Source organism: Kitasatospora cheerisanensis KCTC 2395 (assembly GCF_000696185.1).
Classification (GTDB): domain Bacteria; phylum Actinomycetota; class Actinomycetes; order Streptomycetales; family Streptomycetaceae; genus Kitasatospora; species Kitasatospora cheerisanensis.
Genome location: NZ_KK853997.1, coordinates 3,274,857 through 3,292,626, shown reverse-complemented (window position 1 = coordinate 3,292,626; position 17,770 = coordinate 3,274,857). Strand labels below are relative to the sequence as shown.

17 protein-coding genes and 1 pseudogene are annotated in these 17,770 nt (G+C 75.1%); 8 read left to right on the top strand and 10 right to left on the bottom strand.

Features of this window, described 5'->3' with window-relative positions:
• Positions 1 to 151 precede the first annotated feature (151 nt).
• The 3 genes and pseudogenes from KCH_RS14785 to KCH_RS39640 form a co-directional block, all read right to left on the bottom strand.
• A complete protein-coding gene (locus KCH_RS14785) occupies positions 152 to 1,360 on the bottom strand; it encodes a hypothetical protein (RefSeq protein WP_244305331.1) in 1,209 nt (402 codons plus the stop codon).
• Between the two features lie 22 nt (positions 1,361 to 1,382).
• The gene (locus KCH_RS14780; protein ID WP_035863312.1) at positions 1,383 to 1,772 is read right to left on the bottom strand and encodes a hypothetical protein; all 390 of its coding nucleotides are present in this window, start codon (positions 1,770 to 1,772) and stop codon (positions 1,383 to 1,385) included.
• Positions 1,769 to 2,265, bottom strand: a pseudogene (locus KCH_RS39640) (SigE family RNA polymerase sigma factor). Before KCH_RS39640 ends, KCH_RS14780 begins: the two are co-directional and overlap by 4 nt.
• Before the next feature lie 140 nt (positions 2,266 to 2,405).
• Here KCH_RS39640 and KCH_RS14775 point away from each other — a divergent pair.
• From KCH_RS14775 to KCH_RS14765, 3 genes are all read left to right on the top strand, one after another.
• Positions 2,406 to 3,155, top strand: a complete 750-nt coding sequence (locus tag KCH_RS14775) for an ABC transporter ATP-binding protein (RefSeq protein WP_051653088.1) — start codon at positions 2,406 to 2,408, stop codon at positions 3,153 to 3,155.
• A complete protein-coding gene (locus tag KCH_RS14770) occupies positions 3,152 to 3,895 on the top strand; it encodes an ABC transporter permease (protein ID WP_035863310.1) in 744 nt (247 codons plus the stop codon). Before KCH_RS14775 ends, KCH_RS14770 begins: the two co-directional genes overlap by 4 nt.
• A 90-nt stretch (positions 3,896 to 3,985) precedes the next feature.
• Positions 3,986 to 4,651 (top strand): PH domain-containing protein, encoded by a 666-nt coding sequence (locus tag KCH_RS14765; RefSeq protein WP_035863308.1) that lies wholly within the window; start codon positions 3,986 to 3,988, stop codon positions 4,649 to 4,651.
• 70 nt (positions 4,652 to 4,721) lie between these two features.
• On the opposite strand, the gene KCH_RS14760 is transcribed toward KCH_RS14765, so the two are convergent.
• The 3 genes from KCH_RS14760 to KCH_RS14750 form a co-directional block, all read right to left on the bottom strand.
• Positions 4,722 to 6,419 carry a phospho-sugar mutase gene (locus KCH_RS14760; protein WP_035863307.1) on the bottom strand — a complete coding sequence of 566 codons (1,698 nt, stop codon included), beginning with the start codon at positions 6,417 to 6,419 and terminating at the stop codon, positions 4,722 to 4,724.
• A gap of 166 nt (positions 6,420 to 6,585) precedes the next feature.
• The gene (locus KCH_RS14755; RefSeq protein WP_035863305.1) at positions 6,586 to 7,416 is read right to left on the bottom strand and encodes a purine-nucleoside phosphorylase; all 831 of its coding nucleotides are present in this window, start codon (positions 7,414 to 7,416) and stop codon (positions 6,586 to 6,588) included.
• A gap of 156 nt (positions 7,417 to 7,572) precedes the next feature.
• Positions 7,573 to 8,010, bottom strand: a complete 438-nt coding sequence (locus KCH_RS14750; RefSeq protein ID WP_035863303.1) for a gamma-glutamylcyclotransferase family protein — start codon at positions 8,008 to 8,010, stop codon at positions 7,573 to 7,575.
• A 133-nt stretch (positions 8,011 to 8,143) separates the two neighbouring features.
• Between KCH_RS14750 and KCH_RS14745 the strand changes: the two genes are divergently transcribed.
• The 3 genes from KCH_RS14745 to KCH_RS14735 all read left to right on the top strand — a co-directional run bounded on the left by KCH_RS14745 (position 8,144) and on the right by KCH_RS14735 (position 12,128).
• Positions 8,144 to 9,598, top strand: coding sequence for an NAD(P)H-quinone dehydrogenase (locus KCH_RS14745; RefSeq protein WP_035863302.1), 1,455 nt, complete (start codon positions 8,144 to 8,146; stop codon positions 9,596 to 9,598).
• Between the two features lie 197 nt (positions 9,599 to 9,795).
• A complete protein-coding gene (locus KCH_RS14740) occupies positions 9,796 to 10,767 on the top strand; it encodes a DeoR/GlpR family DNA-binding transcription regulator (RefSeq protein WP_084223622.1) in 972 nt (323 codons plus the stop codon).
• A gap of 56 nt (positions 10,768 to 10,823) precedes the next feature.
• Positions 10,824 to 12,128 carry a condensation domain-containing protein gene (locus KCH_RS14735; protein ID WP_051653087.1) on the top strand — a complete coding sequence of 435 codons (1,305 nt, stop codon included), beginning with the start codon at positions 10,824 to 10,826 and terminating at the stop codon, positions 12,126 to 12,128.
• A 92-nt stretch (positions 12,129 to 12,220) separates the two neighbouring features.
• On the opposite strand, the gene KCH_RS14730 is transcribed toward KCH_RS14735, so the two are convergent.
• On the bottom strand, positions 12,221 to 13,996 hold the full coding sequence (locus KCH_RS14730; protein WP_035863299.1) for an acetyl/propionyl/methylcrotonyl-CoA carboxylase subunit alpha: 1,776 nt from the start codon (positions 13,994 to 13,996) through the stop codon (positions 12,221 to 12,223).
• Positions 13,997 to 14,204: 208 nt separating this feature from the next.
• Positions 14,205 to 14,957, bottom strand: a complete 753-nt coding sequence (locus tag KCH_RS14725) for a hypothetical protein (protein ID WP_035863297.1) — start codon at positions 14,955 to 14,957, stop codon at positions 14,205 to 14,207.
• Positions 14,958 to 15,204: 247 nt separating this feature from the next.
• Here KCH_RS14725 and KCH_RS14720 point away from each other — a divergent pair, with 247 nt between their 5' ends.
• The gene (locus KCH_RS14720; RefSeq protein ID WP_157032059.1) at positions 15,205 to 15,957 is read left to right on the top strand and encodes an alpha/beta hydrolase; all 753 of its coding nucleotides are present in this window, start codon (positions 15,205 to 15,207) and stop codon (positions 15,955 to 15,957) included.
• Positions 15,958 to 15,964: 7 nt separating this feature from the next.
• Here the strand turns inward: KCH_RS14720 and KCH_RS14715 are convergent, their stop codons facing one another.
• Together KCH_RS14715 and mmpB are read right to left on the bottom strand one after the other, a co-directional pair.
• Positions 15,965 to 16,576: a Maf family protein gene (locus tag KCH_RS14715; protein ID WP_035863292.1), complete on the bottom strand. Its 612-nt coding sequence runs from the start codon at positions 16,574 to 16,576 to the stop codon at positions 15,965 to 15,967.
• A 19-nt stretch (positions 16,577 to 16,595) separates the two neighbouring features.
• Complete coding sequence (gene mmpB / locus KCH_RS46055) at positions 16,596 to 16,721, bottom strand: morphogenic membrane protein MmpB (protein WP_279635870.1); 126 nt, start codon at positions 16,719 to 16,721, stop codon at positions 16,596 to 16,598.
• A gap of 244 nt (positions 16,722 to 16,965) precedes the next feature.
• On the opposite strand from mmpB, the gene KCH_RS14710 reads away from it, so the two are divergent.
• Positions 16,966 to 17,397, top strand: a complete 432-nt coding sequence (locus KCH_RS14710) for a DoxX family protein (RefSeq protein ID WP_051653086.1) — start codon at positions 16,966 to 16,968, stop codon at positions 17,395 to 17,397.
• The last annotated feature ends 373 nt before the right edge of the window (positions 17,398 to 17,770 follow it).

Genomic DNA, 17,770 nt, shown 5'->3' with positions numbered 1-17,770 from the left:
GCGGTGCCCGCGAGCGGGTGTCGAGGGGCCGGTTCGCGACGCGTTCGCAGCTGTCGTGCGGCCGCCGCAATCGTACCGAACCGGCCCGCCGCAGCCGCACCGCTTATCGGCGGGCTGTCAAGCCCGCCGACCGGATCCGCCTGACGGGGGGTCAGATCGCGTAGGGCCAGGCGGTGAGCAGGTAGGCGCCGTACCAGCAGCCGAACAGGGACGCGGCGGCGAGGACGGCGATCCGGGTGGAGCGGCGGGCCCGGGACAGCGCCAGGGCGGCGGGCAGCAGGAAGATCAGCGCGGGCGTCAGCAGGCGGGGCTTGCAGTGGTAGTAGTTGCTCTGCGCCAGCGTCAGCACCACCACCGTCGCGCCGTAGACCAGCAGCGGCGGCCAGGTGGTGCGGCGGACGGCCGGGGCGGCGCCCAGCAGGTGGGCGATCAGCAGGACGGCGATCGACACCGGGACCCAGCCCTCGCCGGTCCGCAGGGTGCTGGTGAGGAACTGCCAGAGCGAGGCGCCCCAGTCCCAGTGGGTGTTCCAGCCGGCCTCCTGGACGGTGAACCAGGCGTCGGCGTCGCCCAGCCGGTCGCCGACCCACCACAGGTAGAGCGGGGTGCTGGTGCAGGCCACCGCGGTGGCGAGCAGCGGGCGGGCCGACAGGTGGCGTTCGCGGCGCAGTTCGAGCAGGGCGGCGACGGCGAGCGCGGCGACCACGGCGAGGCCGGCCGGGCGGGTCAGCCCGGCGAGGAAGGCGCACAGGCCGGCGGCCGCCCAGTTCCGGCGGTGCGCGGCGAGCAGGGTGCCGGCGGCGACGGCGAGGAACAGCGACTCGCTGTACGCCATGAAGAACACCAGCGACATCGGCTGAGCGGCGGCCAGCAGCACCAGGACGACGGTGGCGGCGCGCCGGGTGTACAGCCGGCTCACCAGCCGGTGGACCAGCACCAGGGCGGCGACCAGGGCCAGGTGGGCGGTGAGGATCCCGGCGGCGGCCCAGCTCAGGCCGGTGACCGCGTGCACGGCGCGGACCAGCATCGGGAACAGCGGGAAGAACGCCAGGTCGTTGCCGGTGAGCTGCCCGGCCGCGGTCCAGCTGTACGCGTCGGGGTAGCCGTCGGCGGCTATCGCCAGGAAGTGCCGAGCGTCCCAGGCGGTGAGCCGGTCGGTCAGGGTGGCGCCGGGCCGGGTGATCATCACGGCCAGCAGTGCCAGGTGCAGCACCAGTGCGCCCGCGTACACCGCGAGGGCCGGGCGGACGGCGCGCCACAGGCGGGCGGGCAGGTCCGGGGCGGGCGGAGCGGGCGCGGGGTGCGGGGACGGCGGGGCGGCGGCGGGCAGCGGGTGGTCGACGAGCGGGGTGCGGGGCATCGGGGTCCTGGTCGGTCGGGGCTCAGGGCCGGGTGGGGCTGCCGCCGGGTGCGGGCGGCGGCGAGGAGAGCGAGGCGGACGGCGGCGGGAGGCTCCCGGCCGGCGAGCGCGAGGGGGTCGGCCCGGGGGTGACGGAGGCGGTCGGCGCGGGGGTGGCCGACGGCGACGGCCGTCCGGTGACCGCCGGGACGCCGGCCGGGCCGACCGGCCCGGGCGTCCGGCCGGGGCGAGCGAGGCGCCGACGGCGACCGCCAGGCAGGCGGTGACGGCCACGCCGGTGCCCGCCCGGACCCGGCGGCGCCGCCGGCCGAGGGCGGCGATCCGCGGGCGGGGCCGCGACGGTGCGGGCGGCGGCGGCGTCGGCGGCGGCCCGCAGCGCGCCGGTCAGGCGCGCGTCACTGGAGGAAGTCATCGGATGTTCTCCTCGGCCTCGGAGGGGGCGTCGAGCTGCTGGACGAGCGCGGTTCGGGCCCGGGACAGGTGGGCCTTGACGGTGCCGGGGGCCATGCCGGTCTCGGCGGCGATCTGCGCGAGCGGCAGGTCGCAGACGTAGAACAGGGCGGCGCACAGCCGCTGGCGCTCCGACAGGCGGCGCAGTGCGGCGGCCAGGTCGACGGAGGCCGGGTCCGGTCCGGCGAGGTCGGCGGGTTCGCCGTGCCGCCGCCAGGCCCGGGCGGCGGTGCGGGCCCGCCGCCAGCGGCTGATCGCCAGGCGTCCGGCGACGGTGCGGACCCAGGCCTCGGGGCCTGGTCGCGGTCGAGGGTGCGGCGGTGGCCCCAGGCGCGGACGAAGGCCTCCTGGACCACGTCCTGCGCCTCGTGCAGGTCGCCGGTGACCACGTACAGCTGGCCGGTGAGCCGGTGGACCGAGTGGCGGTAGAACTCGGTGAACTCCTCCTCGGTCATCGGTCGGCTCCTTGCGGGTTCGGTTGCTTACCCCTGCCTACGAACGGGGCCGCCCGTCCGGTTGACAGGGGTGACGCAGGTCACGGCGGCGGGTGTGCGGAGCCTTGACGAGGTCCGGCGGGCGGCGCAGAATTCATCGCATGATGAATTCCTCGGCGGGGTCGTCCGGCGACCCCGCGATCCGGATCACCGGACTCGTCGTCCGGCGCGGCGGCGCCACCGTGCTGCCCGGCCTCGACCTCGACGTCCCCCGCGGCACCGTCACCGGCCTGCTCGGCCCCAGCGGCTGCGGCAAGACCACCCTGCTGCGCAGCATCGTCGGCGTGCAGCGCACCGCCGCCGGCACCGTCACCGTGCTCGGCCGGCCCGCCGGCCACCCCGCCCTGCGCGACCGGGTCGGCTACGTCACCCAGGCCCCGTCCGTCTACGGCGACCTGACGGTCGGCGAGAACCTCGCGCACTTCGCCGCCGTCCTCGGCGCCCCGCGCACCGACCCCGACCGAGTGATCGCCCAGGTCGGCCTGGACGCCCACCGCCGCACCCCCGTCGCCCGGCTCTCCGGCGGCCAGCGCGCCCGGGTCTCGCTCGCCGCCGCCCTGCTCGGCCGGCCCGAACTGCTCGTCCTCGACGAGCCCACCGTCGGCCTCGACCCGGTGCTCCGCCGCGACCTCTGGCAGCTGTTCGGCACCCTCGCCGCGGCCGGCGCCACCCTGCTGGTCTCCAGCCACGTGATGGACGAGGCCACCCGCTGCGACCGCCTGCTGCTGATGCGCGACGGCCGGCTGCTCGCCCACGACACCCCCGCCGCGCTGCTCGCCGCCACCGGCGCGACCGACGTGGAAAGCGCCTTCCTCACCCTCGTGCAGCACCCGCAGGAGACCGTCCGATGAGCGCCGCCGCCCGCCGCACCCTGGCCACCGCCCGCCGCGTCCTCGCCCAGCTCCGTCACGACCCGCGCACCGTCGCCATGCTGCTCGGCGTCCCCTGCCTGCTGCTGGTGCTGCTCAAGTACATGTACGACCGGCAGCCCGGCACCTTCGACCGGATCGGCCCCGAACTGCTCGGCGTCTTCCCGCTGATGGTGATGTTCCTGGTCACCTCGGTGGCGATGCTGCGCGAACGCACCACCGGCACCCTCGAACGGCTGCTCACCATGCCGCTCGGCAAGCTCGACCTGCTGCTCGGCTACGCCCTCGCGTTCGGCGCCGTCGCCCTGGTGCAGGCCGCGCTCGCCTCCGCCCTCACCATCGGACTGCTCGGCCTGCACGTCGCCGGACCCACCTGGCTGCTGTTCGCCGTCGCCCTCGCCGACGGGCTGCTCGGCATGGCCCTCGGCCTGCTGGTCTCCGCGTTCGCCGCCACCGAGTTCCAGGCCGTCCAGTTCCTGCCCGCCGTGCTGCTCCCGCAGCTCCTGCTGTGCGGGCTGTTCGTGCCCCGCGCCGACATGGCCCCCGTGCTGCGGGCCGTCTCCGACGTGCTGCCGCTGTCCTACGCCGTCGACGCGATGGGCCGGATCACCCGGGAGAGCGGCCTGAGCGGCCGGGTGCTCGCCGACCTCGCGGTGGTGGCCGGCAGCGCGCTGCTCGCGCTCGCCGTCGGCGCGGCCACCCTGCGCCGCCGCACCGCCTGAACGCCCCAGGTCACGGGACGGGTCATTCGTGACCGTCCCGTGCCCCCGCCGCCATTGGGGACGGCCCCCGGCTGGGGCAGAATCGACGCCATGACCGAATCCGACCGGACACCCGACCAGGGGTCCGCCGCCGACGGGCCCAAGTACGCCGACCGCGTCTACCGCTCCGTTCCCGGCGTCATCGCGGGCGTCATGCTGCTCGGAGTCGCCGCCTGGCTGATCATCGACGCCATCGTCTCCGGCACCGGCGCCACCCCGTGGGTGGCGCTCGCCGCCGCGCCCGTCTTCGGCTTCCCGGTGGCCGCCTACACGCTGCGGCCCGTGGTGAAGTCCAACGACCAGCGGCTGCTGGTCCGCAACCCGCTGCGCACCGTGGTCGCGCCGTGGGCCACCGTGGAGGGGCTGAGGGCCGGCTACTCGGTCGAACTCTTCGCCGGCGGACGCAAGTTCCAGGTCTGGGCGGTCCCCGTCTCGCTGCGCCAGCGCAAGAAGGCCACCCGCAAGGCCGCCCGGGCAGCCGCCGCGGGCGACCCGCACCTGCCCGCCGCGCGCAACGGCAAGCTCCCGCGCCCCGACCAGCTCGACCCCACCCGCGCCTGGTCCGACGCCGTGGTCGCCAACCTGCAGGAGCAGGCCGAGCGCCACGCCGGCGACCCCGGCGCGGCCGGCGAGGTGCAGGCCACCTGGTGCTGGTGGGTCATCGCCCCCACGCTGGCCGGCCTGGTCGCCCTGATCTCGGTCGTCCTCGCGACCTGACCGCCCCTCGACGCGCCGCAGGGCCCCGGGAGTTCTCCCGGGGCCCTGCGGCTTTTCGGCGGACGGTCCGTCAGGCGAGGCCGGCGGCGACCGCCAGGTCCTGCTTGAGGATGTCCATCAGGTCGCGGGCGCGGTCCCGGGCGGAGTCCAGGCCGGCGGCGGAGGCGACCGGGAGGACGGCCTCCAGGTAGCACTTCAGCTTGGGCTCGGTGCCGGACGGGCGGACCACGATGCGGGCGGAGTCCACGGCCGGGCCGGCCAGGTAGTAGCGCAGGCCGTCGGTGGGCGGCAGGTCGGGGGTGCCGGCGGTGAGGTCGTCGGCGCGGGTGACGGTGAGGCCGGCGAGCTCGACCGGCGGCTTGTCGCGCAGGGTGCGCATCGCGTCGGCGATCACCGACAGGTCGTCGACCCGGACCGAGAGCTGGTCGGTGGCGTGCAGGCCGTGCGCGAGGGCGAGTTCGTCCAGCAGGTCGGTCAGCGTGCGGCCGTCGCGCTTGAGGACGGCGGCGAGCTCGGCGATCTGCAGGGCGGCGGTGATGCCGTCCTTGTCGCGGACGCCGTCCGGGTCGACGCAGTAGCCGAGCGCCTCCTCGTAGCCGTAGCGGATGCCCTCCGCGCGGGAGATCCACTTGAAGCCGGTGAGGGTCTCCGCGTAGCCGAGGCCGGCCGCGGCGGCGACCTTCCCGAGCAGGGTGGAGGAGACGATGGTGGTGGCGAACACGCCGCTCGCGCCCTTGGCGGCCAGCGCCGCGCCGAGCAGCACGCCGACCTCGTCGCCGCGCAGCATCCGCCAGTCGCCGTCGGCGGTGGGGACGGCGACGGCGCAGCGGTCGGCGTCCGGGTCGTTGGCGATCACCAGGTCGGGGCGGGCGGTGCGGGCGGCCGCGAAGGCCAGGTCCATCGCGCCCGGCTCCTCCGGGTTGGGGAAGGCGACGGTGGGGAAGTCCGGGTCCGGCTCGGCCTGTTCGGCGACCACGGTGGGCGCCGGGAAGCCGGCCCGCTCGAACGCGGCCAGCAGCACGTCCCGGCCGACGCCGTGCAGCGGCGTGTAGACGGTGGACAGCTCGCGCGGCCCGCCGGCCTCCAGCACCCCGGCCGCCCGGGTCAGGTAGGCGTCCAGCACGTCCTCGCCGAGCACCTCCCAGCCGTCCTCGGCGCGCGGGACGCCGGCCAGCGCGCCGAGCGCGTCGATCTCGGCGGCGATGTCCGCGTCCGCGGGCGGCACGATCTGCGAGCCGTCGCCCAGGTACACCTTGTAGCCGTTGTCCTGCGGCGGGTTGTGGCTGGCGGTGACCACCACGCCGGCCGCCGCGCCCAGGTGCCGGACGGCGTACGCGAGCACCGGCGTGGGCAGCGGGCGGGGCAGCAGCGCGGCGCGCAGGCCGGCGCCGACCACCACGGCGGCGGTGTCGCGGGCGAAGTCGTGGGACTTGTGCCGGGCGTCGTAGCCGATCACCACCAGGTCGCCGAGCTCCGGGTGCTTGCGGACGTACGCGGCGAGGCCGGCGGCGGCGCGGATCACCACGGCGCGGTTCATCCGCATCGGGCCGGCGCCGAGCTCGCCGCGCAGGCCGGCGGTGCCGAACTGGAGCCGGCCGGCGAAGCGTTCGGCCAGCTGCGACCAGGCGATCCGCTCCTCGGCCTCGGCCTCCGGGCCCTCGGCGGCGGCCAGCAGCGCGGCCAGCTCCTCGCGGGTCTGCGGGTCGGGGTCCTCGGCCAGCCAGGCCCGGGCCCGGTCGAGGAGGTCGTTGGTGGTTGCCTTCGGCATGCGGCCCGCTCCCTGTGGGTGTGGTGACGAGGTGAAGTGACGAGGCGTGCGAGGACGGGAGCACGAGGGCCCCGTGACAGCGGCGCAGCAAGCCGTACCGTCCGCGGGGCCCTCATTCTCCGTCAGAGGTGGTGCGCCGTCGGGGAGTCGCCTCCCCGACGGGGTGTCAGATCCGCTCCAGGACCTTCGCCAGCAGGGCGCCCATCCGCTCGGCGGAGGCGCGGCCGGCCTCCAGCACCTCGGCGTGGTTGAGCGGTTCGCCGGTCATGCCCGCGGCCAGGTTGGTGACCAGCGAGATGCCGAGCACCTCGGCGCCGGCCTCGCGGGCGGCGATGGCCTCCAGGGTGGTGGACATGCCGACGAGCTCGCCGCCGATCACCCGGGCCATGTTGACCTCGGCCGGGGTCTCGTAGTGCGGGCCGCGGAACTGCACGTAGACGGCCTCGTCCAGCGACGGGTCGACCTCGCGGCAGAGTGCGCGCAGGCGCTTGGAGTACAGGTCGGTGAGGTCGACGAAGTTGGCGCCGACGATCGGGGAGTCCGCGGTCAGGTTGATGTGGTCGCTGATCAGGACCGGCTGGCCGGGAGTCCAGCCGCGGCGCAGGCCGCCGCAGCCGTTGGTGAGCACGATGGTCCGGCAGCCGGCCGCGGCGGCGGTGCGCACGCCGTGCACCACGGTGGCCACGCCGTGGCCCTCGTAGTAGTGGTTGCGGCCGAGGAAGACCAGGGCGCGGCGGTCGCCGTCGCCGGGCATCCGCACCGAGCGGACGGTGCCGGCGTGGCCGGCCACGGCGGGGGCGGGGAAGCCGGGCAGGGCGGTGACCGGGAATTCCGCGAGGGTCTCGCCGAGGGCGTCGGCGGCCGGCACCCAGCCGGAGCCCATCACCAGGGCGACGTCGTGGCGCTCGGCGCCGGTGAGTTCGCGCAGCCGGTCGGCGGCTTCCCGGGCGGCGGCGTAGGGGTCGGCGGAGACGACCGTCTGAGGAGATGCGTTCACATGGTCGAGGATAGGTCAAATCTGCCTACGCGCGTAGACAACCGGGCCGAGCCATGCCGGATCGTTACCCGGAATGTGCCGAACGCCAGCATTCGTCCGCCCCGCGCGGGCCGGACCGCGGCCGAACTCCCGTCCGGCGCAGGCGCGCAGGCGTGGTCAGCAGGGGCGGCGGCGCAGGGCCAGCACGTAGTCGTCGGGGGCGCCCGCGCTCTCCGCGGCGTCCGCGATCAGGCCGAGGTAGCGGGCGGCGGGCAGGCCGCCCTCGTAGTCGTTCAGCACGTACGTCCACACCGGGACTTCACCGTCCAGGGTCTGCGCGCGCAGCTTCACCTTGCGGTAGATGCCGAGCTGCACGCCCTCCCAGCGGTCCAGGCCGTCCTCGTCCATCGGGGCGACGTCGTAGAGCGAGACGAAGACCTGCTCCTTCTCGTCCTCCACCACGGTGGCCAGCGAGCCCTCCCAGCCCAGCTGCTCGCCGCCGAAGGTCAGCCGCCAGCCGGTCAGCCAGCCGGAGCCGCGCAGCGGGGAGTGCGGGGCACGCCGGCTCATCTGCCGGGCGTCGAGGTTGGTGGCGTAGGCGGCATAGAGCGACATGACCGCCAGCCTACGGGAGCGGCCCGCCCGACCAGGCGCGCCCGCGGCAGCCGACCCTCTCCGCGCGCGGCCCGGGGAACAAGGGGCGAACAACAACGGCCCCGGCGTGGAATCGGTTCCGGCATGCGGGACAATGGAGCACGTGACTCGGATCGTGATCATCGGTGGCGGACCAGGCGGATACGAGGCGGCCCTCGTGGCAGCCCAGCTCGGCGCGGAGGTGACCGTTGTCGACCGCGACGGTCTGGGCGGATCGGCGGTGCTGACGGACTGCGTGCCGTCCAAGACGCTGATCGCCACCGCCGAGGTGATGACCAGCTTCGACAGCTCGTACGAGGAACTCGGCATCCTGGTCGCGGACGGCACGCCGGACGCGGCCGACCCGGCCCGGGTGGTTGGGGTCGACCTCGGCAAGGTCAACCGACGGGTGAAGCGGCTGGCGATCGCCCAGTCGCACGACATCACCCAGGCGGTGACCCGGGCCGGCGTCACGGTGCTGCGCGGCCGCGGCCGGCTCGGCGCCGGCGGCCAGGCGATGGACGGCTCCCGCGAGGTGCTGGTCGACCACACCGACGGCACCGTCGAGTCGCTGCGCGCCGACGCGGTGCTGATCGCCACCGGCGTCCGCCCGCGCGAACTGCCCGACGCCCAGCCGGACGGCGAGCGGATCCTCGCCTGGACGCAGGTGTACGACCTGGAGGAGCTGCCGCGCGAGCTGATCGTGGTCGGCTCCGGCGTCACCGGCGCCGAGTTCGCCGGCGCCTACCAGGCGCTCGGCTCGAACGTCACGCTGGTCTCCTCGCGCGACCGGGTGCTGCCGGGCGAGGACCCGGACGCCGCCGAGGTGCTGGAGGACGTGTTCCGCCGCCGCGGCATGAACGTGATGAGCCGCTCCCGCGCGGAGAGCGCCAAGCGGATCGGCGACCGGGTCGAGGTGACGCTGGCCGACGGCAAGGTGATCACCGGCACGCACTGCCTGATGGCGGTCGGCTCCATCCCCAACACCGCCGACCTGGGCCTGGAGGAGGCCGGCGTCGCGGTCAACGACTGGGGCCAGATCAAGGTGGACCGGGTCTCCCGCACCTCCGCCCCCGGCGTGTACGCGGCCGGCGACTGCACCGGCGTGTTCATGCTGGCCTCGGTGGCCGCCATGCAGGGCCGGATCGCCATGTACCACGCGCTCGGCGACGCGGTGCAGCCGTTGAACCTGAAGACCGTCGCGTCCAACGTGTTCACCGACCCGGAGATCGCCACCGTCGGCTACACCCACGCCGACGTGACCTGCGGAAAGATGGACGCGGTCGAGATCAAGCTCCCGCTGCGCGGCAACCCGCGGGCGAAGATGCAGGGCATCCGGGACGGCTTCGTGAAGCTGTTCGCGCGCCCGGGCACGGGCATCGTGGTGGGCGGCGTGGTGGTCGCGCCGCGCGCCTCCGAACTGATCCATTCCATCTCGCTCGCGGTGGACAACAACCTGACGGTCGAACAGGTGGCCGGTGCGTTCACCGTCTACCCGTCGCTGTCCGGCTCCACCGCCGAGGCGGCCCGCCAGCTGCACATCCGCAAGCGCGAGGGCGCCGGTTCCTGACGTTCCGCCAGGTGTTCGGGCCGGGCCGGGCGCGCGCCGCCCGGCTCACCCGCCCGGCGGAGCGCGCATTGTACGGTCGTGCGCCGCTCCCGGGTGAGCAAATCCGGTTACCAGGTGCAAACGCCTGAAAGCAGACGGTCACTCGGGTTACCGTCGGTTCTGTGTTTGCTGCAGAACGTCGCCAGTTGATTCTCGAGATGGTGCGCGCCAACGGAGCCGTGTCGCTCCGAGAGCTGGCCCGCGTCGTCCAGACCTCCGAAGTCACCGTCCGCCGGGACGTGCGGGCGCTGGAGGCCGAAGGGCTGCTCGACCGCCGGCACGGCGGCGCGGTGCTACCCGGCGGCTTCGGCCGGGAGCCCGGCTACCCGCAGAAGACCCACCTCGCCGCGGCCGAGAAGAGCGCCATCGCCGATCTCGCCGCGGGCATGGTCGAGGAGGGCGACGCGATCGTGGTCGGCGCCGGCACCACCACCCAGGAGCTGGCCCGCCGGCTGGCCCGGGTGCCCGGGCTGACGGTGGTCACCAACTCGCTGCTGGTCGCCCAGGCGCTGGCGCACGCCAACCGGGTCGAGGTGGTGATGACGGGCGGCACCCTGCGCGGCTCCAACTACGCGCTGGTCGGCAGCGGCGCCGAACAGTCGCTGGCCGGGCTGCGGGTCACCAAGGCCTTCATCTCCGGCAGCGGGCTGACCGCCGAACGCGGGCTGTCCACCGCCAACATGCTGTCCGCCAGCGTCGACCGGGCCCTGGTGCAGGCCGCCAACGAGGTGATCGTCCTCGCCGACCACACCAAGCTCGGCGCGGACAGCATGTTCCAGACCGTCGCCACCGACGCGATCACCCGCCTGGTCACCGACGAGCACACCGCCGCCGAGGACCCGACGGCCCGCGAACTCGACGCGCTCGCCGACTGCGGCGTGCAGGTCTCGGTCGCCGCGCTCGGCCTGCACGCCGATACCCCGCCGGTGCACCCGCAGCCGACCGCCGCGGTGCCGCGCCGGCCCGTCCCGCCCGCGGGGGTCGCCCGGGCGCCCGCTGCCGGGCCAGCGCCGGCCCGCCCCGCACGGCGCGCCGCTGCCGACCGTCCCCCGGCTCGCCGAGCGGATCCGCTGACCGCTTCCGGCCCGGCGGCCACCGCCCTCTGGCCGCCCCGCCCGCCCCGCTTGTAGCGTCTGCGCCCATGGACGCAGCGAGCGAAACACTCGACCGCACAACGGAGTTGACGGTGCGTGGGGCGCGGGGCGGGCAGGGCCCCGCGACCTGGGGGCAGCGGGCGATCCACACCGCGCTGGCCGGCCTCGGCCCCGACGCGCCCCGGTACAACCTGCGGCTGGCCGCCCCCGTCGATCCGGGCCTGCCGCTCGCGGAGGCGCTGCGCGCCTTCACCGAACTGCTGCACCTGCACGACGCGCTGCGGACCCGACTGATCGAGCAGGACGGCGACCTGGTCCAGCGGCTCGACGCCGACGGGACGCTGCCGGTGACGGTGCTGCACCGGGAGGACGCCGAGCAGGCCGGCGGGGCGGCGGCGGAGCTGCTCGCCGCCTTCGCCGACCGGCCCTTCGACCTGCCGCGGGAGTGGCCGGTGCGGCTCGGCCTGGTGGTGGTCGACGGCCTGGTCCGGCAGACCGTGCTGGTGCTGTCGCACACCGCCGCGGACGGCTGGGGCATGCGCCGGGCGGTCCGCGACCTGACGGTGCTGGCGGGCGGGCGGAGTGCCGACCAGCTGCGCGCGGAGCGGACCTTCGCGCAGCCGCTGGAGGAGGCCGCCGAGCAGGACTCGCCGCGCGGCCGCCGCCGGGACGCCGCCGCCCGCCGGCACTGGCGGGACCGGCTGAGCTCCGGCCCGCGCGCCCAACTCCCGCGCCCGGCCGGCGAACCGGACCCGGAGAGGCCCTTCCCGTACGCGGTGCTGCGCTCCCCGCAACTGGCCGCCGCGCTGCCCCGGGCCGCCGCCCGGCTGCGGACCGGTGACGCCACCGTGCTGCTGGCCGCCGGCGCCACCGAACTGGTGCGGCTCGGCGGGCAGCGCGAGGTGCTGTTCCAGGTGGTGGTCGGCAACCGGTTCTCCGAGCAGGCCGCGGAGGCCGTCACCACGCTCGCCCAGGAGGGCCTGTTCCACCTCCCGGAGCTGGGCCGGGACTTCGCCGACACGGTCCGCCGCTGCCAGGGCCCGGCGCTCAGCGCCTACCGCCACTCCGGCTACCACAAGCCGCAGTTGGACGCCGACCTGGCGGCGCTCCGGGCGGCCGGCGTCGAACTCGCCGACCACTCGGTGATCTGGAACGACACCCGCGACCCGCTGGCCGCCCTGATGCCCGACGGCCCCGGCGAAGCCCCGGTTCCGGAGCGGGAGCTGACCTTCCCGGAGGCGTTCCCGGCCCGCCCCGGGCTGTCCGTCGCGGTGGACGTGGTGGCCGTGCCGGGCGCGGTCGAACTGCGGATGGTCGCCGACGGCGCCCTGCTGGACCGGGCGCGGATGGCCCAGTTCCTGTGCGGCATCGAGCGGTCGGTGCTGGACGCCGCGTAGCGCGGGCGGCGCCCGGTGCGGTGCGGGGGAGAACGCCGACGGGCGGCGGGAGTCCGTGGACTCCCGCCGCCCGTCGCGGTCGTGACCCGGGGTCAGACGTCCTTGATCTCGCAGAGCGCGGCGCCGCTGGAGACCGAGGCGCCGACCTCGGCCTTCAGGCCGACCACGGTGCCGGCCTTGTGGGCGTTCAGCGGCTGCTCCATCTTCATCGCCTCCAGGACCACGATCAGCTCGCCCTCGGCGACGACCTGGCCCTCCTCGACGGCGACCTTGACGATGGTGCCCTGCATCGGCGAGGCCAGGGTGTCGCCGGAGACCGCCGAGGCGGCCTTCTTGGCGCCCACCCGGCGCTTCGCCTTGCCCGTGGCGGCGCCCGCCGCCGGGGCCGAGCCCACGCCGAGCGAGGACGGCAGCGACACCTCGATGCGCTTGCCGCCGACCTCGACCACCACGGTCTCGCGGCCCTCGGGCTCCTCGCCGTCGCCGCCGGCGCCCGCGAACGCCGGGATGGTGTTCTCGAACTCGGTCTCGATCCAGCGGGTGTAGACCGTGAACGGGCCCTCGGAGCCGTGCACCTCGGGGGCGAACGCCGGGTCGGCGACCACGGCCTGGTGGAACGGGATGGCGGTCGCCATGCCCTCCACCTTGAACTCCTCCAGGGCGCGCTTGGCGCGCTGCAGGGCCTGCTGGCGGGTCGCGCCGGTGACGATCAGCTTGGCGAGCAGCGAGTCCCAGGCGGGGCCGATCACCGAGCCGGACTCCACGCCGGCGTCCAGGCGCACGCCCGGGCCGGACGGCGGGGCGAACAGCGTCACGGTGCCGGGCGCGGGCAGGAAGTTGCGGCCCGGGTCCTCGCCGTTGATCCGGAACTCGAAGGAGTGGCCGCGGACCTCCGGGTCGTCGTAGCCGAGCTCCTCGCCGTCGGCGATCCGGAACATCTCGCGGACCAGGTCGAGGCCGGTGACCTCCTCGGAGACCGGGTGCTCGACCTGCAGACGGGTGTTGACCTCCAGGAAGGAGATCAGGCCGTCCTGGGACACCAGGAACTCGCAGGTGCCGGCGCCGACGTAGCCCGCCTCGCGCAGGATCGCCTTCGACGCCCGGTACAGCTCCGCGTTCTGCTCGTCCGTCAGGAACGGCGCGGGGGCCTCCTCGACCAGCTTCTGGTGGCGGCGCTGCAGCGAGCAGTCACGGGTGGAGACGACCACCACGTTGCCGTGCTGGTCGGCCAGGCACTGGGTCTCCACGTGCCGCGGCTTGTCCAGGTACTGCTCGACGAAGCACTCGCCGCGGCCGAACGCGGCCACCGCCTCGCGCACCGCCGACTCGTACAGCTCCGGGATCTCCTCCAGCGTGCGGGCGACCTTCAGGCCGCGGCCGCCGCCGCCGAACGCCGCCTTGATGGCGACCGGCAGGCCGTGCTCGGACGCGAACGCGACCACCTCGTCGGCACCGGACACCGGGTCGGCGGTGCCCGCCACCAGCGGGGCGCCCGCGCGCTGCGCCACGTGCCGGGCGGTGACCTTGTCGCCCAGGTCGCGGATCGCCTGCGGCGGCGGGCCGATCCAGGTCAGGCCGGCGTCGATCACGGCCTGCGCGAACTCGGCGTTCTCGGACAGGAAGCCGTAGCCGGGGTGGACCGCGTCCGCACCCGAGTCGGCGGCCGCCTTCAGGACCTTCGCGATGTCCAGGTAGCTGGTCGCGGGGGTGTCGCCGCCCAGCGCGTACGCCTCGTCGGCCGCCCGCACGTGCAGCGCGTCCCGGTCCGGCTCGGCGTACACGGCGACACTCGCGATACCGGCATCCCGGCACGCCCGGGCAACGCGGACTGCGATTTCGCCGCGGTTGGCGATGAGCACCTTGCGCACTGTGGCTCCCTTCTCGAACCTCGTCGAGTCTATGGATTGGAGGGTGCTACCGGCGAGTAGTCCCTAGTGGTGAGCGTGCTCACACGCTCGGTGTCCCGACTTCCGTGCGGGCGGCGGCGGTTGGCGGCGCGCCGCAGGCCGCGGGCGCGCGGCCGTCCGCGCCGGGGCGCCGGACGGGCGGAGTGGCCTCGGCCACACCGGGCCCGGGTCAAGCCTCGGCCGGCCGGGGCCTGGCCGTCGCCGCGGCGGTCACGTCCGCCTCGAACTCGACCACGTCCGGGCCGTACGCGCGGGCGTTGAGCACCCGCAGCACCACCGCGAACGCCCCGTCCGGGCCGTACCGGCGGGCCAACGACCGGTGGTGGGCGGCCAGATGGCGGACCGCCGCGTGGTTGGAGACCGCCGTCTGACCGGCGATCAGGAACACCGGGCGGCTGCCCGGCCGCAGGTGGACCCGGGCCAGCAGCACGTACGCCGTCCCGCCCGGCTGCTCGGCGGACGACCGGAACGGGAACTCCCGCTCGCCGACCAGCAGCGTCCGCACCGGGTGCCCGGCGTCGGCCGGCGGGGCGACGAACGCCGCGCCGGGCAGCCAGGACGCCAGGTGCGCGCCCGTCCGCTCGTTGCTGTCCGGGCCGCCCACGCAGAACTCGGTCTTGTCGCCCAGCCCCTGGCGCACCTCGTCGTGCGAGGTCAGCGTGGAGCGGGCGCCGCACTCGCGGACCAGCGCGGCCAGTTCCATCAGGGCGTACACGTCGTCGCGGGCGACGCTGTTCGGATTGGGCGAGGAGGCGTGCCGGTTGGCGACCAACAGGGCCTCGCCGCCGTTCGGCAGTCCGAAGAACGCGCGCTCCCGCTCCAGCCGGCGCCGGCGGCGCACGGACTGGGCCAGCCAGCCCAGGCCGGCGCTGATCGCCGAAGCGATCAGTCCCAGCACGACGTTGAGCACACCATCGGTCATCTTCCGCTCCCCGTCGCCCCTTTCCGTTCCGGCTGCGCCAGCCTAACCGCGGCCCACCTGCGGCGGGGGTGGAACTGTGCAACAGATGTACGGCTCCGGTTCTGTCCGTTTCCGCACCTCGCAAGCGGAACCGGGCCCACCTCTTGACCGGGCGGCATAACGGATTGGTTCAGACCATTGACCGGGCCGGGGGCCGTCCCTAGCGTCGCAGCAACCGTCACAGAACCGCAGATTTCACGGGGGAAACGTGAAGCGTCCCATGCTGCCCGTCGCGCTCGCCGCGACCGCCCTGCTGCTCACCGCCTGCTCCGGCAGCGGCAGTTCGACGAAGGCCGGGCCCGCGCCGGCGACCACCGCGCCGACCTACGGCTGCCTCACCAAGGACCAGGCCGCCAAGGGCTCCTTCGCCCTCGACGCGGGCACCGCCGGCGGCAGCAACCTGGACGCCTACTACCGCGACTCGGACGCCGGCGGCGCGCGGACCGCGGTGGTCTTCTCCCACCAGCTGGGCGGCTCGCTGTGCGAGTGGGCGCCGGTGTTCGACGACTTCACCAAGGCCGGCTACGCGATCCTGGCCTTCACCACCGAGGGCGACGTCACCGAGGGCATCAAGGCCGCCGCCGGGCGCCTCAAGGGCAAGGGCGTCACCGGCATCGCCCTGATCGGCGCCTCCAAGGGCGCCGCCGGCTCGCTGGTCGCCGCCAAGCTGGACAACCCGCTGCCGGTCAAGGCCGTCGTCTCGCTCAGCTCGCCCGAGGTGTACAGCCAGTTCAACGCGGCCATCGCGGTCAAGACGGTGAAGATCCCGACCTACTTCGCCGCCGAGGAGACGGACGCCCCCTTCAACGCCAACGCCAAGGCGCTGTACGACGCCTCGGTCGCCGAGGACAAGCAGCTGAAGATCTACCCGGGCGGCAACCACGGCGCCCCGCTGCTCAAGGACGGCGCGCTGCCCGACGTGCAGGCCTACCTGGCCAAGCACGCCCCCGCGGCGGGCTGACGGATCGTCACGTCCACAGGTCGGTGATGCGCACGTCCAGCTCGGCGAGCAGGCGGCGCAGCAGCGGCAGGGACAGGCCGATCACGTTGCCGGGGTCGCCGTCGATGCCCTCCACGAACGGCGCCGAACGGCCGTCCAGGGTGAACGCCCCGGCCACGTGCAGCGGTTCGCCGGAGGCGACGTACGCGGCGACCTCGGCGTCGTCCGGGGTGCCGAAGCGGACGGTGGTCGAGGCGGTGGCGGACGCCTGCCGGCCGCCGGCGGTGTCGATCACGCAGTGACCGGTGCGCAACACGCCCTCGCGGCCGCGCATCGACTGCCAGCGGCGCACCGCCTCGTCGGCGTCGGCGGGCTTGCCGAGGGCCTGCCCGTCCAGTTCGAGCACCGAGTCGCAGCCGATCACGAGCGGCGGCTCGCCGGGCTCCGCGGCCAGCTCGCCGGCGACCTTCCGGGCCTTCGCCACCGCCAGCACCAGCGCGAGCTCGCCGGGCGTCGGCGCGGACAGCGCGTCCTCGTCCACCCCGCTCACCCGCACCAGCGGATCCAGCCCCGCCTGCCTCAGCAGGCCCAGCCGGGCGGGGGAGGCGGACGCGAGAACGAGCGGACGGCGAGCGGTCATGCCACCCAGCCTAGCGAAGCTACGCCAGCACCAGTGCCGTGGCGATCATGGTCAGCACCGCCAGGACCAGTGCCGTGCGGCGGAGCCGTCGCTGCACTTCGCGGGCCTCGGGGGACGGCTCGTCGCGGGGGTCTGACCAGAGCATCCGTCCAGCGTGCAACGGGCGTGCGGCGCGGCGCCTGAGTATCCGTACTCAGTCCCGGCGAGGGTGATGCCCCGGCAGCCCTTGACGTCCGGGGCCGGTCATCCTGCAATGGAACGACCGGCTCGGCGGGTTCGCGATCGGCGACGTGCGGTGCGCCGAACTCCCCCGCGGACCCGACGGCACGTCACCTCCCGGTCAGGGCACGCACAGCAGACCACCCCACTGGTTCGGCTGAGGAGTCCCCATGTCCCACCTGGTCACCACCGTGAGAACCGCCGCGAGTACCACCGCCGACACCGTCCGGCCCCACCTGATCGCGCTGTACCGAGCCGTCGTCGGCCTGCTCTTCGGCTGCCACGGCGCCGCGTCGCTGTTCGGCGTCCTCGGCGGGGCGCACGGCGGCGGCACCGTCCCCGCCGGGAGCTGGCCCGGCTGGTACGCCGCCGTGATCCAACTCGCCTGCGGCGCCCTCGTCCTGCTCGGCGCGGCCACCCGGCCCGCCGCGCTGGTCGCCTCCGGCTCGATGGCGTACGCCTACTTCACCGTCCACCAGCAGCACGCGCCGGCCCCGCTGCAGAACGGCGGCGAACCCGCCGTGCTGTTCTGCTGGGCGTTCCTGCTGATCGCCGTGCTCGGCCCCGGCAGCTTCGCGCTGGGCAGCCGGCTCGCCCGCTGAACGCCCGCTCCCCGCCGCCGTCAGGACGGCGGCGGGGAGCACGGACCGGACAGCGCCACCGCGACCAGCGTCCGCAGCGCCGGGGCGACCTGGCCGAGCGGCAGCGTCGCCTCGTCGGCGAACAGCTCCAGCAGCCAGCCGCCGGCCGGGTTCGCGCCGCCCGCCGCGACCATCGCGCGGTACCCGGAGACCACCATCACCGCCTCCTCCGCCGGGTCGTTGCCCGCCGCGCCGGCCCGCAGCGCGAACGCCCCGCCGGTCACCGCCCGCCCCGTCAACGGGTAGTGCCGCAGGTCGAACACCGCGTCCGGCGCCTCGATCTGCGCCCGCTGGGTCTGCGCCCGCGCCGACGCCGGGCCGCCCGTCATCCGGT

What these genes read in the sequence shown, in the direction of transcription:
- KCH_RS14765 (WP_035863308.1), top strand. Translation starts at nt 3,986, where the DNA reads ATGACCGAATCCGACCGGACACCCGACCAGGGGTCCGCCGCCGACGGG.
- mmpB (WP_279635870.1), bottom strand. Translation starts at nt 16,721, where the DNA reads ATGCTCTGGTCAGACCCCCGCGACGAGCCGTCCCCCGAGGCCCGCGAA.
- KCH_RS14760 (WP_035863307.1), bottom strand. Translation starts at nt 6,419, where the DNA reads ATGCCGAAGGCAACCACCAACGACCTCCTCGACCGGGCCCGGGCCTGG.
- KCH_RS14785 (WP_244305331.1), bottom strand. Translation starts at nt 1,360, where the DNA reads ATGCCCCGCACCCCGCTCGTCGACCACCCGCTGCCCGCCGCCGCCCCG.
- KCH_RS14780 (WP_035863312.1), bottom strand. Translation starts at nt 1,772, where the DNA reads ATGACTTCCTCCAGTGACGCGCGCCTGACCGGCGCGCTGCGGGCCGCC.
- KCH_RS14770 (WP_035863310.1), top strand. Translation starts at nt 3,152, where the DNA reads ATGAGCGCCGCCGCCCGCCGCACCCTGGCCACCGCCCGCCGCGTCCTC.
- KCH_RS14710 (WP_051653086.1), top strand. Translation starts at nt 16,966, where the DNA reads ATGTCCCACCTGGTCACCACCGTGAGAACCGCCGCGAGTACCACCGCC.
- KCH_RS14745 (WP_035863302.1), top strand. Translation starts at nt 8,144, where the DNA reads ATGGAGCACGTGACTCGGATCGTGATCATCGGTGGCGGACCAGGCGGA.
- KCH_RS14750 (WP_035863303.1), bottom strand. Translation starts at nt 8,010, where the DNA reads ATGTCGCTCTATGCCGCCTACGCCACCAACCTCGACGCCCGGCAGATG.
- KCH_RS14775 (WP_051653088.1), top strand. Translation starts at nt 2,406, where the DNA reads ATGATGAATTCCTCGGCGGGGTCGTCCGGCGACCCCGCGATCCGGATC.
- KCH_RS14740 (WP_084223622.1), top strand. Translation starts at nt 9,796, where the DNA reads ATGGTGCGCGCCAACGGAGCCGTGTCGCTCCGAGAGCTGGCCCGCGTC.
- KCH_RS14715 (WP_035863292.1), bottom strand. Translation starts at nt 16,576, where the DNA reads ATGACCGCTCGCCGTCCGCTCGTTCTCGCGTCCGCCTCCCCCGCCCGG.
- KCH_RS14725 (WP_035863297.1), bottom strand. Translation starts at nt 14,957, where the DNA reads ATGACCGATGGTGTGCTCAACGTCGTGCTGGGACTGATCGCTTCGGCG.